15 protein-coding genes are annotated in these 12639 nt (G+C 67.5%); 6 read left to right on the forward strand and 9 right to left on the reverse strand.

Translation table 11 applies throughout. From position 1 onward, the window contains the following. Positions 1–569 precede the first annotated feature (569 nt). From L7N97_RS28715 to L7N97_RS28730, 4 genes are all read right to left on the reverse strand, one after another. Complete coding sequence (locus L7N97_RS28715) at positions 570–776, reverse strand: hypothetical protein (RefSeq protein WP_237482739.1); 207 nt, start codon at positions 774–776, stop codon at positions 570–572. Beyond that, positions 776–1021: a hypothetical protein gene (locus tag L7N97_RS28720; RefSeq protein ID WP_237482741.1), complete on the reverse strand. Its 246-nt coding sequence runs from the start codon at positions 1019–1021 to the stop codon at positions 776–778. The genes L7N97_RS28715 and L7N97_RS28720 overlap by 1 nt, the downstream gene beginning before the upstream one ends. Positions 1022–1129: 108 nt before the next feature. Further along, positions 1130–2155, reverse strand: a complete 1026-nt coding sequence (locus L7N97_RS28725) for a fatty acid desaturase (RefSeq protein WP_428981071.1) — start codon at positions 2153–2155, stop codon at positions 1130–1132. Between the two features lie 41 nt (positions 2156–2196). After that, a complete protein-coding gene (locus tag L7N97_RS28730) occupies positions 2197–2463 on the reverse strand; it encodes a hypothetical protein (RefSeq protein WP_237482745.1) in 267 nt (88 codons plus the stop codon). A gap of 135 nt (positions 2464–2598) precedes the next feature. On the opposite strand from L7N97_RS28730, the gene L7N97_RS28735 reads away from it, so the two are divergent. Continuing rightward, complete coding sequence (locus L7N97_RS28735; RefSeq protein WP_237482746.1) at positions 2599–2784, forward strand: hypothetical protein; 186 nt, start codon at positions 2599–2601, stop codon at positions 2782–2784. Positions 2785–3131: 347 nt separating this feature from the next. Then, positions 3132–4319, forward strand: a complete 1188-nt coding sequence (locus tag L7N97_RS28740; protein ID WP_237482748.1) for a PhnA-like protein — start codon at positions 3132–3134, stop codon at positions 4317–4319. Between the two features lie 17 nt (positions 4320–4336). Here L7N97_RS28740 and L7N97_RS28745 read toward each other — a convergent pair whose 3' ends face one another. Next, positions 4337–5101, reverse strand: coding sequence for an IS701 family transposase (locus tag L7N97_RS28745; RefSeq protein WP_237482750.1), 765 nt, complete (start codon positions 5099–5101; stop codon positions 4337–4339). 61 nt (positions 5102–5162) lie between these two features. Continuing rightward, positions 5163–5717, reverse strand: a complete 555-nt coding sequence (locus L7N97_RS28750) for a transposase (protein WP_237482752.1) — start codon at positions 5715–5717, stop codon at positions 5163–5165. Positions 5718–5824: 107 nt separating this feature from the next. Here L7N97_RS28750 and L7N97_RS28755 point away from each other — a divergent pair, with 107 nt between their 5' ends. Both L7N97_RS28755 and L7N97_RS28760 read left to right on the forward strand, forming a co-directional pair. Continuing rightward, positions 5825–6106, forward strand: coding sequence for a hypothetical protein (locus tag L7N97_RS28755; RefSeq protein WP_237478198.1), 282 nt, complete (start codon positions 5825–5827; stop codon positions 6104–6106). A gap of 669 nt (positions 6107–6775) precedes the next feature. Further along, the gene (locus L7N97_RS28760) at positions 6776–7042 is read left to right on the forward strand and encodes a hypothetical protein (RefSeq protein WP_237482754.1); all 267 of its coding nucleotides are present in this window, start codon (positions 6776–6778) and stop codon (positions 7040–7042) included. Here L7N97_RS28760 and L7N97_RS28765 read toward each other — a convergent pair whose 3' ends face one another. Both L7N97_RS28765 and L7N97_RS28770 read right to left on the reverse strand, forming a co-directional pair. After that, positions 7043–7828 (reverse strand): copper resistance protein B, encoded by a 786-nt coding sequence (locus tag L7N97_RS28765; RefSeq protein WP_237482756.1) that lies wholly within the window; start codon positions 7826–7828, stop codon positions 7043–7045. Positions 7829–7830: 2 nt separating this feature from the next. Then, the gene (locus tag L7N97_RS28770; RefSeq protein WP_237482757.1) at positions 7831–9645 is read right to left on the reverse strand and encodes a copper resistance system multicopper oxidase; all 1815 of its coding nucleotides are present in this window, start codon (positions 9643–9645) and stop codon (positions 7831–7833) included. A gap of 163 nt (positions 9646–9808) precedes the next feature. Here L7N97_RS28770 and L7N97_RS28775 point away from each other — a divergent pair, with 163 nt between their 5' ends. Both L7N97_RS28775 and L7N97_RS28780 read left to right on the forward strand, forming a co-directional pair. Continuing rightward, positions 9809–10981 carry a permease gene (locus tag L7N97_RS28775; protein ID WP_237482759.1) on the forward strand — a complete coding sequence of 391 codons (1173 nt, stop codon included), beginning with the start codon at positions 9809–9811 and terminating at the stop codon, positions 10979–10981. Positions 10982–11561: 580 nt separating this feature from the next. After that, a complete protein-coding gene (locus L7N97_RS28780; RefSeq protein WP_237482761.1) occupies positions 11562–11927 on the forward strand; it encodes a hypothetical protein in 366 nt (121 codons plus the stop codon). A gap of 103 nt (positions 11928–12030) precedes the next feature. Here the strand turns inward: L7N97_RS28780 and L7N97_RS28785 are convergent, their stop codons facing one another. Then, on the reverse strand, positions 12031–12585 hold the full coding sequence (locus L7N97_RS28785) for a fasciclin domain-containing protein (protein WP_237482923.1): 555 nt from the start codon (positions 12583–12585) through the stop codon (positions 12031–12033). Positions 12586–12639: the final 54 nt, after the last annotated feature.

Raw genomic sequence — 12639 nt, forward strand, 5'->3', positions numbered from 1 at the left:
CCACTTCGTTCGGCGGATGCTCGTCGTGGGCGAGGGCATGGAGAGGTTCGCCGCCGCGGTCCGGAGCCTGATCGAGGAGGACGACGTCGCCTGTCCGACGATGCCTCCTCCGAGGAACGCCGCCCGAGAAGATTCGGCGAGAGACGGAGGTGACGATGCTAAAACGTCCCAAGAGCTACTTCACGCAGGCTGCCCGTGAGGCAGCTTCTGCGGTCCGACGCGCGAACGCCCTCAATCGGACGCACATCGCCGCTCCGGAGATCTTCGTCGTGCGACGCACATCCTTTCCCGACCCGTTCGCCTGGGAGATCCGACGTTTCGGCGCGATGGTCCTGGACCGGAGCGATACGGGCTTCTCGAGCATAGCTTTGGCGAGGGCTGCCGGCCGAACGGCCCTGGAGCGGATGGCGGTGACATGACGGCCGGCCTGGATGCTTCGTCCCTGCTGTAGGTTGGTGGCCTGCTAGGATGCGCCCTGGTGCTCGTCGCCCTGTCGCTCATGCTCCCGCGGTTGAAAGACTGACGGCACCTGCGGCACCTCGCCGTCGGGAGCTTCCGGCGCCTTCCACTCAGTCTTCCACCGCCCGCCGGTCGTAGACTTCGGCCAGTTTGAGGAGGTATGCGCGCTGCTCCAGATGCGGCGCTGCAGCGTCGGTGTCGGACGTCCGGGCGGCCTCGGCCGCCTTCTCCGAAGCGCGTTCGCGCGCGATGGCGGCCAGCCCCGACCACCGGTCCGCGGGCCGTCGATGGGCGCCGACCTTCGCCGTGGCCGCCATCAGGCCGCGAGCCGCAGCGCGTTAGCCGCGACATGCTCCCGGTAGCGGCCGATCACCATGGCGGGCGTGGCTCCCCCGCACAGGCTGCCGCTAGCCTCGATCAGGGCATCGACCTTCTCGCTCACCATCAGGTCGGCCTCGGCGCGCGCCTCGCGACCGCCCGACGCCATCTTCAACATGCGGAGCGCGATGACCCCGTTCGACTCGAAGGCGAGCATCGTCACCGCGTACCAGGGAAACAGCATGGGGAAGCTTTCACGGTGAGTTATGTTGCACTGCATCAATCATATGGGCCCAGGGAAAGGTCCTGCACCCGTCGAGCGTAGACCCGCGACCCTGTCGGCGCCTCGACGTCAGCGGACGATCTGCCGCGCCGTCCTGAAGGACACGAGGGACCGATTGCTCTCGTCCCACAAAGTGAGGGGGACACACCGAAAGCTCTGGACCAGCGTAATCCGGCCGACGTTTCCCAACTCGGGGTAGTCGCGCATGACGGCAGGCAGGCGATAGAACGGGATGCGGCTGCCGAGGTGATGGATGTGGTGCAACCCGACATTGGCCGTCAGCCAGTGCAATGCCTTGGGCAGGTCGTAGTGGGAACTGCCGTGGAGCGCCGCCTCGGCATGGCTCCAGTCGGGCCTCGCCGACCAGTGCGTCTCCTCGAACTGGTGCTGGACGTAGAACAGCCACACGCCGAGGGAGGAGGACATCAGCACGACAGGCCCATGGATCGCGAGGAACGGCACCAAGCCGACCCACCAGACGAGGCCGGCGACGATCAGGCTCGTGGCGGCGTTGGTCCCCATGGTGCTGAGCCACGGGCGCCAGCCCGCCCGCATCAGGCCGACGGGCAGCCGATGCCGCAGGAGGAACAGGTAGGTGGGGCCGAGGCCGAACATCACCGCGGGATGGCGGTAGACGCGGTAGCGCAGCCGGCCCAGGCGGGACGCCCCGCGATATTCGGCCACCGTCAGCGTGGTGACGTCGCCGAGCCCGCGCTCGTCGAGGTTGCCCACCGTCGCGTGATGGACGGCGTGCGTGCGCTTCCAATAGTCGTAAGGCGTGAGGGTCGCGACGCCGATGGCGCGGCCGACCCAATCGTTCGTCGCACGGGAGCGGAAGCAGGCATCGTGGCCGCAGTCGTGCTGGATCAGGAACAGCCTGACGAGGAATAAGGCCGCGGGGATGGCGAGGACGAGGCAAAGTCCGTGGCTCGCCCTGAGGGTCAGTCCCATGATCGCCCAAAGGCCTGCCAGCGGCAGGACCGTGGCGGCGATCTCGAACAGGATGCGGTAGAGGCTGGGCTCACGGTAGCGGGCGAGCGTCCTCGCCCAGGCCTTGGCGTCCACGGGTGTGGAAACGTCGGGGGTCAAAGGCATCTCCATCGGCTCCTCACGCCCGGACAAAGATAGGTTCAACGTCATGAGTGCGGCCGCAGGCGTCGTGCCGGATCGGCTCGACGGATGTCGTCACCACCGGTCCGCCGCGTGCCGCCCCATTCCGCGCGCATGCACATCACCGTCTCGATCTCGCCCGCCTGCAGCAGGGCGCGGATTACGGCGGCCATGAGGGCGTCGCCATCCCGGCCGGCGTCGGCGAAAGCGCCCTGCACGCAGTCGAGGTGAGCACCCAGATCGCCGGATCGCATCGCTCTGTCGAGGACGTCCACCCATTCGACCTTCGGCATCGTCGTGGAGCGCATATCGATAGCCCGTTTCAGCGGCAGCGAGGCAGCGCACGACGTTCCCGACAAATAGGACCGCTGCACCTCGCGGCGAGCGGTCCAAGTCTAGGGAGGAACGCCCTCGGGCGCCCACACTACATGGACCACGTTGACGCCAATAACAACATCCAAATGACAGAACCACAAAAAACAACGACCGTGAGGTTTGTATCATTTGTTGAATATGATGATTTCATGGAAATGGAACTACCTTTTCACCGCAAGAATATCGATTTGTGTGTGGCTGTTCGCGTGCTCGTGGTGCAGCGCGCCGCAGGCTCATGACGAGCCTCGAGCGACACGTCTCAATCGACGAGCGGCTGTGCCGATCGGGCGACGTACGTCGTCGAGTCGGGAAAGCGAAGTCGTCGGCCCGACGCAACAAAGGGTGACGCGGTCGCCCTGAACGCCTTCGGGCACCGGCCGCCACGGCTCCGGGCTCGCGCAAGGCCGTCCCAGCCCATCGTGGAGCCGGGCCGTCCCCACAGGATCACCGGCGCGCCCCTGTGGCCGGCGCCTCGGCGGTTCCGGATGCCATCGGCCACATGGACCTCAGAATGTCAGATCTTCAATCAGCCACGGGGCAGGCGCGGCGCTCGCCCGGAGCGGTCGATACGCCGAACGCCAGCCCGGTGTCTGCGGCCGACGACGCTCGCACGATCTTGGTCAACAACGTGTCGTGGGGCGGCGTGCTGGCCGGGGTGGTCGCGGGTCTCGTGACCCAACTCATCCTCAACATGATCGGCATCGGCATCGGCGCCTCGACGCTGAACCCGACGACCGGCGACAATCCGTCAGCCAGCGGCTTCTCGATCGGTGCCGGCCTTTGGTGGGCCGTGTCGGGCATCGTCGCGGCCTTCGTGGGCGGCTACATCGCCAGCCGCCTGTCGGGACGGCCGAAGGCGTCCACAGGCGGCTGGCACGGGCTGATCTCCTGGGCCTTGACCACGCTTCTCATCGTCTACCTGCTCACCACGGCGGTCGGCGGCCTCATCGGCGGCGCCTTCAACACCGTCAGCGGCGCCATCGGCGGCGTCGGCCACGCCGTGTCCTCCGCGGCGCAGACCGCCGTCCCGCCCCTGACGCAGGGCACGGACCCGGTCGGCGCCATGCAGCAGGCTCTGTCGTCGCCGGCCGCGAACGATCCCGCGGATTTCAAGGGCACCACCGCGTCCTTCGCCAAGGCCCTGGTGACCGGCGACGACGCCCAGGTCGCGGATGCCCGCGAGAAGGTCGCGCAGGCCCTGTCCAAGTCACAGAGCGTGCCGATCGATCAGGCCCGCTCACGCGTCGCCTCGACCGAGCAGCAGATCCGCGACAGGGCAGCCCAGGCGAAGCAGCAGACTGCCGAAGCGGCCGCCGCCGCGAAAGGCGTGTCCCGCGGCGCCCTTCTGGCCAGCTTGGCCCTCGTCCTTAGCGCGATCGCGTCCTGGTTCGGCGGTAGGGCCGGCAGTCGATCCGACCGTGGCGGCGGCGCGGTTCATCCCTACCGCGCGTGTCCGGGGCACCCCGGCCGAGTGACAGCGATCGCCCACCCGGCGACGAGCCGGGCGGGCGAACTCTCGCCCTCTATGTCCACAACGGCCCTCGGCTCGTTCGGATCCGATCCGGCGCCCATCGGCCCGCCCGCCACCTTCGGAAGGGACGACGAGGCGACAGCCGCATCCACACCATCGAGGCTCACGTCATGCTCCGCGCTCTCACCTTCTCCCTGCCTCTCGCCATGGCGCTCATCCCCGCGGCGGCGCTCGCCGGCGTGGCAGACGTCAGTCCGGGCCTGCGCGCCAGAGGCGAGGCGATCTGTAAGGAGGATGCCCTGAGCTCGACTTTACGCATTTCAGGCAGCGCGGCACAGTGTGTCGATCCACCGGTCGAGGAGGTCGGGGTGAATTTTGACGGGGTCTCGGCTGGGCGGGGACGTTGATGAAATCTGCGGCCACCATAACGCGCGGCGGACGTCGGCGAGCGCGTCGCTGAAGGTTGGCAGGCGTTTGTCGTACCAAGCTGCGGTCTGTGGGCGGATCGGTCCGGCCCGGGTGTGCAGCTCGTGTGCCCAGAGCGTGACGAGGGAGTACAAGGCGAGCAAGGCAGGTGTGGTGCGCAGGATGGCCTTGTCGGACCATTGGCGCTGGGTCTCGACGCCGAGGTGCCGGCGGACCTCCTGGAAGGTGGTCTCGATGCGCCAGCGCATGACGAACCGCGTGAGGATCGCCTCGGCGGTGAGGTCGGCGTCGGTGCACAGGAACGCCTGCGCGTCACGGGTGCCGGACGGATCGCGCACCAGCACCCAGCGGATCGGCTGGGGCGGCAGGCCGGCCTTGGACCAGAGCGCCGTGGCCGAGGTGTATTCGAGCCTGCAGGTTTGGCCGCCGTACCATTCGGTCAGCGTCACCTTTGTCCAGACGGTGGCCGGGTCGCGCAGCACGGCATCGAGCTTGGGCACTCGCTTTCCTTTCAGGGCGGGGCGGCCGCGCCGGCCTGGAACGCGCGCGGGGGCGGGTTCGAACAGGTTGGCGTCGAGGCGCAACCGCGTGATCAGGGTGACGTGGCGGCGCACGGCGGCGATGAGGTCGAGCGCGGCGAAGCTGCTGTCGGCCACCACGGTGACGCGGCGGCTCCCAGCCAGCGACTGCTCTGCAGGATGGCCTGACGCGCCCAGTCGGTCAGGGTCTTGTGGCGCTGGCGATGCGCCGGCTCCAGCGCTCCGAGGGGCCAGCACGGTGAAAGGGCAGCGCCCAGCGCCGGCCCGCGAAGGGGACCGGGAGCATGACGGCCAGCACGAGCCAGCGCAGGCCGCTGGTCTTGACGAAATGGCCTTTGGACGAACGGACGGGGTCACGATAGATGCCGCGCGCCGCGATCTTCGGCCCCCATCGTCGCTCCACGGTGTCGTCGATGCCGATGATCACCTCGCCGTCCGGCGACAGCACGGCGACGAGGTGCCCGAGCAGCCTGCGCGCCACGTCGCGCGCATCCCACCGCGCCCGGCTCAGGACGTCGTGGTATCGACCGAAGCCGGGTTTTCCGGCCAGTCCCATCACGCGCAGGGCTTGCGTCACGGTTCGTCCGCCGGGCGACAACACCGCACCGGCCACCAGCACGAGGACTCGGGTCCAGACTGGTGCAGTGAAGCACGGGCGCAGTACGGTCAGCCATGTCGACAAGATCGCTGGCACAGCGGAAAGGTCGGAAGGGGGGCGTTGGCGATGGGGTCTCATCCCGGCCGTAGAATCGCATCGCCGTTGTTCAGCAAGCCCTGCATCCAGCCCATCAGAGCGCAAACGGTCCGTGACGGGACCAGTCCCTCGGAATATCCTGCGCCGCCATGGACGACGACGTCATCATGCGCATCGCGCAGTTTCGAAGCCCGCGTGGTTCTCTCGTGGCCGAGCGGCGCAACCGGGGCTACACGCTCTACGATGCGCGGTCGGGCACACCCGTCGCCCGCCTGCGACCGGCAAAACCCGACGGCCACTTCGAAGTTCTATACTGGTCCCTGTGGAAGGAGCGCTGGTCCTCGACCGGCCCCTTCGGCAGCACTATCCTCGCCCTCGACGACGCCCTCACCTGCATCGCAGCCGAGGACATCTTCTGGGTCAGCACCTGATGCGCCTCCAAAAATGCGGAAAGTCGAGCTGAGGCTCTGCGCGGACGCCGTTCCGGACGAGGACGCCATCGTGGCCTGCATGCGGCCCAAGAGGGCCTTGCTCACCGCTCCGTGCCGGACGGTTTTCGACCAGGTCGTCCGGCAGGTCCGGCGCTGACCTCGGCATCGTGGGGTTCCCGTCGGGGCGAGGCAGGTCCCCGAGGCCGACCACACGGCTCTCTCGTGGACGCGGCTCACGCCGCAGACATAACCCAGGACACGACAGATGACCGACGCGTCCCACCCGCATCGCGACGACGGTCCGTTCGCCACCGCGGCGGCCGGCGACTTCGTGTGCTGATAATTTTCAGCACCGTTCTGAACGACCGCTCGACCGCTCGGCCTTGCCCAAAGCAGTCGGACTGCTGTCCACCACTTCCGCTGTCCGGCCGGAGTCGACCCAAGTGCGACGTACTGCCCGCCATAGCGTCTATCCGAAACCGGCCGTTCGCCTGCCCCCTGCAGCGCCTTCCAACGACCCCGATTTACGACGCACCTGCAACATCAGGGACCGCGCATCCCGTTAAGATCCCAGGCAGGCATCAATCTTCGCCGCTGACTGTGCGGGCCATCGTGGCTATGCTGCCGCTCACAATGGAAGTGCCGCTCATGAAAGCTCGGAGCCTGTGCATGATGCTCGTCGCGTTCGACATCGCGTGCGCGTCGCAGGGTGTGTGTGCCGAAGCTGTGACGGAGCCCGACCTGAAGGGCTTCGGCGTCAAGGGCGTGACTGGCGCTACGCTGGCCGACATGCTGGCCCGTTGCAGCGCGGCCGGGCACGGCGCGGCGCCGCTTGAGAAAGGTGAAACCCCGGCCCTGCTCGACGCCCGCTGCGCCCAACTCCGGCGCTCGTTGAAGACTCAGCCCGGCAACAGCCCGTCTCCGACACGCCGCTGATCAGAACCAGAACCGCAGACCGGTGAGGGCGCGCAGGTCGCCGCGTCCCTCGCCGTCGCGGCGCCGGTAGTCCGCGGTGCCGCCGAAGAAGCGCTGGTAGGCGACGCCGACGTAGGGTGCGAACTCGCGCGTGAACTCGTAGCGGAGCCGCAGGCCCGAATCGATGTCGGAGAGCCCCGAACCGAGTTCACGCCCTCGGTCCGCCTTGGAATACACGTTCGCCTCCATCTGTGGCTGCAGCACGAGGCGCTGGGTGACGTAGAGGTCGTAGGACGCGTTGGACCGGAGAGCGAAGTGGCCGCCGTCGCTGGCGTAACCCGTCAGCTCGAGGTTCCAGAAGCCCCAGGACAGGCCCTGCAGGCCCAGCGCCGCCCAGGTGCGGTTGCGCAGGCTGTCGATGTCGGAGCGAATACCTCCCTGCACGTCGAAGTAGGTCGACACCGGCCGGTCGTAGAGCAGTTCTTGGTCGCCGTCCGACACGAGGCCGCGGCCGTCTGCATTGTAACGCCCCTCGGTCTTGAGCCATAGCTTGTTGTAGTCGTCGCCGATCCAGCCCTGGCCGTCCCAACGGAAATAGGAGCCGTTCGCCAGCCGTCCCTCGAACTGGTCGAAGAAGACGTTGCCGTAGACGCGCTGGTCCGCGATGGGGTTGCCGTAGGGCGCGGCGCCGCCGAGCGTGTTCGCGGTGTCGAGGTGCGTGCCGCCGTTGATTAGGTCCAGCAGATCCTGCGCTGCGGCTGGCTCCGAGGCGATAAGGAGGGCGGCGAGAGGCAGGAGCCGAAGCATCGTCACGCGTCTCGCGGCAGCACGCGCAGCGTGCGGAACATGCCGGCCTCGAAGTGGTACAGGATGTGGCAGTGCAGCGGCCATTGTCCTGTCGCCACAGGCGTGATCAGCACGGACAGCTTCTCAGCCGGTTGAACGCTCAGCGTGTGGAGGTAGGGCCGATGGCGGCCCTGGCCGTTCTCCAGCTCCATCCACATGCCGTGCAGATGGATGGGGTGGGTCATCATGGTCTCATTGATCATGACGAGGCGGAAGCGCTCGCCCACCGTGACGTCGATGGGCCCGACCTCTGTGTACTTCTTGCCGTCGAAGCCCCAGATCATGCGCTGCATGTTGCCGCTGAGCTTGAGCGTGATGGTGCGCGTCGGCGGCCGGTCGTCGACGGCCGGCAGGATCGAGCGCAGGTCCGAGAAGCTGAGCTCGCGCCGAGGCAGGAAGTTCAGCCCGTCGCCGGGCGTGCGCATCCGCTCCGTGAGCATCTTGGGCTTCATCTGCACCTCGACCCCCGGTTCGTCGAGTTCAACGCCCTCGGGCGGCTTGGCCATGGGCTGGTGTCCGGCGAGCTTGCCGAGGTTCTTCTTGCCGATCACGTCGGCCGCGTGCTCGCCCATGATGCCGCCGATGCGCGACCCGTTCGGGTGAGACGCGCCGATCTGATCCTTCCCCATCATGCCCTGCATGCCCATGTCGGTCATGGTGCGCAGTGGGCGCGGATCGTGGACGGGGATCTCGGCTTCCATGCCGTCGCGCGGCGCCAGCGTGCCCCGCGCGTAGCCGGAGCGGCCGAGGTCTTCGGCATAGATCGTGAAGGCGCGATCCTGCGTCGGCCGCACCACGACGTCGTAGGTTTCGGCGACGCCGATGCGAAACTGGTCCACCGCCACGGGCACGACGTCGTTGCCGTGCACGTTGACGACGCTCATGGCGAGGCCGGGAATGCGCACGTCGTAGTAGGTCGCCGCCGAGGCGTTGATGAAGCGCAGGCGCACCCGCTCCCCGGGTCGGAACAGCGCCGTCCAGTTGGCGGAGGGCGGCTGTCCGTTGATGAGGTAGGTGTAGGTTTCGCCCGACGGCGCCTCCAGGCCCGACGGGTCCATGCGCGACTCGTTCTCGTGGAAGCGCTCCTTCAACACCGGTTCGAGGCCGGAGCGCTCGACGTCGGCGAAGAAGGACGTCACCGTACGCTTGCCGAAATTGTAATAATCGGACTGGTATTTGGTCTTGTTCTGGATGTCCTTGGGATCCTCGTCGGTCCAGTCGGACAGCAGGACCACGTAGTCGCGGTCTGCTTGTACGAAGTCGCGGCCGACGGGATCAATCACCAGCGCCCCATAGACGCCCTTCTGCTCCTGGTAGCCCATGTGACTGTGATACCAGTAGGTGCCGCTCTGCAGCACGGGGAAGCGGTACTGGTAGGTTTCGCCGGGCGCGATGCCGGCGAACTCCAGGCCCGGCACGCCGTCCATGTCGTTGGGCAGGATAATGCCGTGCCAGTGCAGGCCCGTGACCTCCGGCATATCGTTGCGGACGTTGAGCGTGACGACGTCGCCCTCGCGCCAGCGCAGGGTCGGGCCGGGCGTGCCGCCGTTGATCGTGTTGGCCCAAGTCTCGGTGCCGGTCTTGTTGGCTGTGCCGCGCGCGACGACGAGATCGTAGGACGAGGTGACCGGCACGATTGCCTCGCCGGGGCTCTTCAGCGCGAAGGCGGCACGGGCTTGCCGGAGCCCGAGCAGGCTGGATGCCGCCGCGGCGCCGAGCCCGGCGACGAAGCGGCGGCGGGTGAGCGCAGGACGCGGCGGGGCGGAACGGTGGGCCATGGCGCCTATCATGCAGCTGACAGTCGGGGCAGCGTCAAGCCGCCTGCCAGACCGGAGCATTTTTCATCCACGGTTGGGCAACACTGCCCCGTGGCAAGGTCGTTGGACGGCATCGTCCGCCACCGCGAGCCGGAGTCTGGTTCCGCGATCCGAGAGACTCGTCATGTCCTACCTGCACCAGATCGGCCATGCCCTGCTGATGAGCCTCGGCATGATGTGGCAGACCGGGTGGACCCTGGTGCTCGGCTTCACCGTGTCGGCCCTGCTGCAGACCGTGGTGCCGGCCGACAAGATGCGTGAAGCGTTGGGCCGCGGCGGCGCGAAGGACATCGCGGCCGCCACCGCACTCGGCGCTGCGTCCTCGAGCTGCTCCTACGCGTCCGCCGCAATCATGCGGACCCTGTTCAAGAAGGGCGCCGCGCTGTCCACCTCGCTCGCCTTCATGTTCGCATCCACCAACCTCGTGCTGGAGCTCGGCATCATTCTGTACGTGCTGATGGGCTGGCAGTTCACGGCCGGCGAATGGATCGGCGGTGTGGTGCTCGTCGCCGTGATGAGCCTGCTCTTGAAGCTGGTCTACCCGGAGGCGCTGATCGAGGAAGCGCGCCGGCACGAGGAGGCGGGGTCGGGACACCACCACATGTCCATGACGGTCGAGGGCGACACGTGGTGGGAGCGGCTGCGCAAGCCGGAGACGCGGGTCCGCATCGCCCAGAACTTCGCCATGGAATGGTCGATGCTGTGGAAGGACCTGCTGATCGGTTTCGCCGTCGGCGGCTTCCTCGCGGCCTTCGTGCCGGACGCGTGGTGGAAGGCCATGTTCCTCCAGGACGCCTCGCCCTGGATCAAGGTGCCGTTCGACGGGCTGATCGGCCCCGTGGTGGCTTGCCTGACCTTCGTGTGCTCGATCGGCAACGTGCCGCTCGCGGCCGTGCTGTGGGCGGGCGGTGCGAGCTTCGGCGGCGTGCTGGCCTTCCTCTACGCCGACCTGCTCGTGCTGCCGCTGCTGGACGTCTACCGCCGCTACTTCGGCTGGCGCATGGCGGCCTTCATGGCGGGGCTGTTCTTCGCCACGATGGCGCTCTCGGCGGTGGTCATGGATCTCGCCTTCACGGCGCTCGGCCTCGTGCCGTCCCACGACGTCGACGTGCGGGCACGGCTGACGACGTTCAGCCTGAACTACACATTTTGGCTCGACCTCGCCTTCGGCGCGCTCGCCGTGTACCTGTTCTGGGTGAACCGGCAGCACCCGATGGATCACGGCCACCAGGGTCATCAGGGCCACGACGCGTCGCGCGATGGACACCGGCGCGGCACGGCGCCTGCACGGGCCTGATGCAGGGCGCCGGTGGACCTTGGCGCCGAGCCCGTCCTCCAGCTAGAGCCTCGGCCGATGGGCGCGCTGAGCGGACAATGCCGGACAGGGCGGGTAACAGCTTGAGCAGGTAGATTCGCGTGTAAACGTCGAGCAGCTGGTGAAAGAATGTTGCTCTCTTTTGAAAATCGATCCAAGTCGAGGGTAGACGGCCACTTTGTGCGTGCGGGTATCGGACGTTTTCCGGGCAAGAACTCGTCTTCCCAGTCCTTGTGCAGGGTCGACATGAGGCTCGAGGACCGCACGGTCGAGCTGATGGCCAGCCGTTTCAGACTGGGGCTGGGGATCGGAGGACTGGTCGAGCGCGGAATGATCTACCGTCCGGCTATCCGACAGTGGCGCTGGCCTACACGGTGAGACGAAGGGACTCCTTGAAGACGATCGAACTCGACCGCAAGGCGGCGTATCCAGAGCCCGCCCAGATGGAAGATGTGCCCCGGCCGACGCCCGAAACCGCAGCGCTAGCACCGAAGCGGGGCGAGCGACGCAAGGCAGCCCAAGGCTCTCTCTTTCGCAGCTCCGAAGAGGCGGACGGCCCTACTTGCCGGTGCTGCTCGACATGCCGTTACCGCCGGCGCCGCCCGTCCCACCAGCCCCCCCGGTCCCGCCGACGCCGCCAGCAGCCGCCCCGGTCGTGCTGCCGGGCGACGCACCGGGCTGGGTCTGGTCGGGCATTTTATTCATGCCTGCGCCGCCGCCGGCCTGGCCGGTGCCGGGCATCGGCGTGCCGGTCGCGCCCGTCGAAGTGCCAGCGCCCGTTCCGGTGGCGCTTTGGCCCAGCGCAACTCCGGCCGAGAGCAGGCCTAAAATCGTCGTCACGGCAAAGATCGAAGCTGACTTCATCATCGTTCCTCTCTCGATGCCCGCGCCGATCCTCGCGAGGCGATTTCAGCAAAACGTGGACTGACTGAACGAGTCCGGTCGGCACCGAGGGAGCGAGAGCACATCGATCCGCCGTAGCTTTCCGGTCGGGGGGAGGACCTATTCCCACAGGCCTCCCCCCAGGCGCCTCACTTCGGCATGAGGACGCTGTCGATGACGTGCACGACGCCGTTCGACTGGTACACGTCCGGCGTCTCGACAAAAGCGCCGCCGCCCTTCTCGTCGATGAGGGCGATCCTGTCGCCGTCCATCTTGGCCGTCAACGTGCCGCCCTCGACGGTCTTCATGTTGTAGGTGCCGCCGCCCGCCTTGATGTCCTTGGCGAGTTCGGCCGCATCCACCTTGCCTGCCACAACGTGGTAGGTCAGCACCTTTTTGAGGTCGGCCTTCATGTCGGGCTTCATCAGCGCCTCGACCGTGGCCTTGGGCAGCTTGTCGAAGGCCGCGTTGGTGGGCGCGAACACCGTGTACGGGCCGGGGCCCTCCAGCGTGTCGACGAGCCCGGCTTCCTTCACGGCGGCGACCAGCGTGGTCAGGTTCTTCGCCTGCGATGCGTTCTGGACGATGTTCTTGCTGGCCATCATCGGCGCGCCGCCCACCATCGGATCGGCCGCGTAGGCCGCCGACGCCGTCCCCATCGCGAGGGCGGTGGCGAGGGTCAGGGCGCGCAGTCCCTTGGTCATCGTCGTCATGCTTTGCTCCTGTCAAACTCAGCACCGACGCGAGCGCCGTGTGCG

The sequence above is a fragment of the Lichenibacterium dinghuense genome, assembly GCF_021730615.1.
In the GTDB taxonomy this organism is placed as follows: domain Bacteria; phylum Pseudomonadota; class Alphaproteobacteria; order Rhizobiales; family Beijerinckiaceae; genus Lichenihabitans; species Lichenihabitans dinghuensis.

Excerpts from the sequence above, each read along its gene's own strand:
- L7N97_RS28730 (WP_237482745.1), bottom strand. The coding sequence starts at position 2,463 with ATGCCGAAGGTCGAATGGGTGGACGTCCTCGACAGAGCGATGCGATCC.
- L7N97_RS28715 (WP_237482739.1), bottom strand. The coding sequence starts at position 776 with ATGGCGGCCACGGCGAAGGTCGGCGCCCATCGACGGCCCGCGGACCGG.
- L7N97_RS28750 (WP_237482752.1), bottom strand. The coding sequence starts at position 5,717 with ATGAGACCCCATCGCCAACGCCCCCCTTCCGACCTTTCCGCTGTGCCA.
- L7N97_RS28770 (WP_237482757.1), bottom strand. The coding sequence starts at position 9,645 with ATGGCCCACCGTTCCGCCCCGCCGCGTCCTGCGCTCACCCGCCGCCGC.
- L7N97_RS28765 (WP_237482756.1), bottom strand. The coding sequence starts at position 7,828 with ATGCTTCGGCTCCTGCCTCTCGCCGCCCTCCTTATCGCCTCGGAGCCA.
- L7N97_RS28755 (WP_237478198.1), top strand. The coding sequence starts at position 5,825 with ATGGACGACGACGTCATCATGCGCATCGCGCAGTTTCGAAGCCCGCGT.
- L7N97_RS28725 (WP_428981071.1), bottom strand. The coding sequence starts at position 2,155 with ATGCCTTTGACCCCCGACGTTTCCACACCCGTGGACGCCAAGGCCTGG.
- L7N97_RS28785 (WP_237482923.1), bottom strand. The coding sequence starts at position 12,585 with ATGACCAAGGGACTGCGCGCCCTGACCCTCGCCACCGCCCTCGCGATG.
- L7N97_RS28735 (WP_237482746.1), top strand. The coding sequence starts at position 2,599 with ATGGACCACGTTGACGCCAATAACAACATCCAAATGACAGAACCACAA.
- L7N97_RS28760 (WP_237482754.1), top strand. The coding sequence starts at position 6,776 with ATGATGCTCGTCGCGTTCGACATCGCGTGCGCGTCGCAGGGTGTGTGT.
- L7N97_RS28720 (WP_237482741.1), bottom strand. The coding sequence starts at position 1,021 with ATGCTGTTTCCCTGGTACGCGGTGACGATGCTCGCCTTCGAGTCGAAC.
- L7N97_RS28775 (WP_237482759.1), top strand. The coding sequence starts at position 9,809 with ATGTCCTACCTGCACCAGATCGGCCATGCCCTGCTGATGAGCCTCGGC.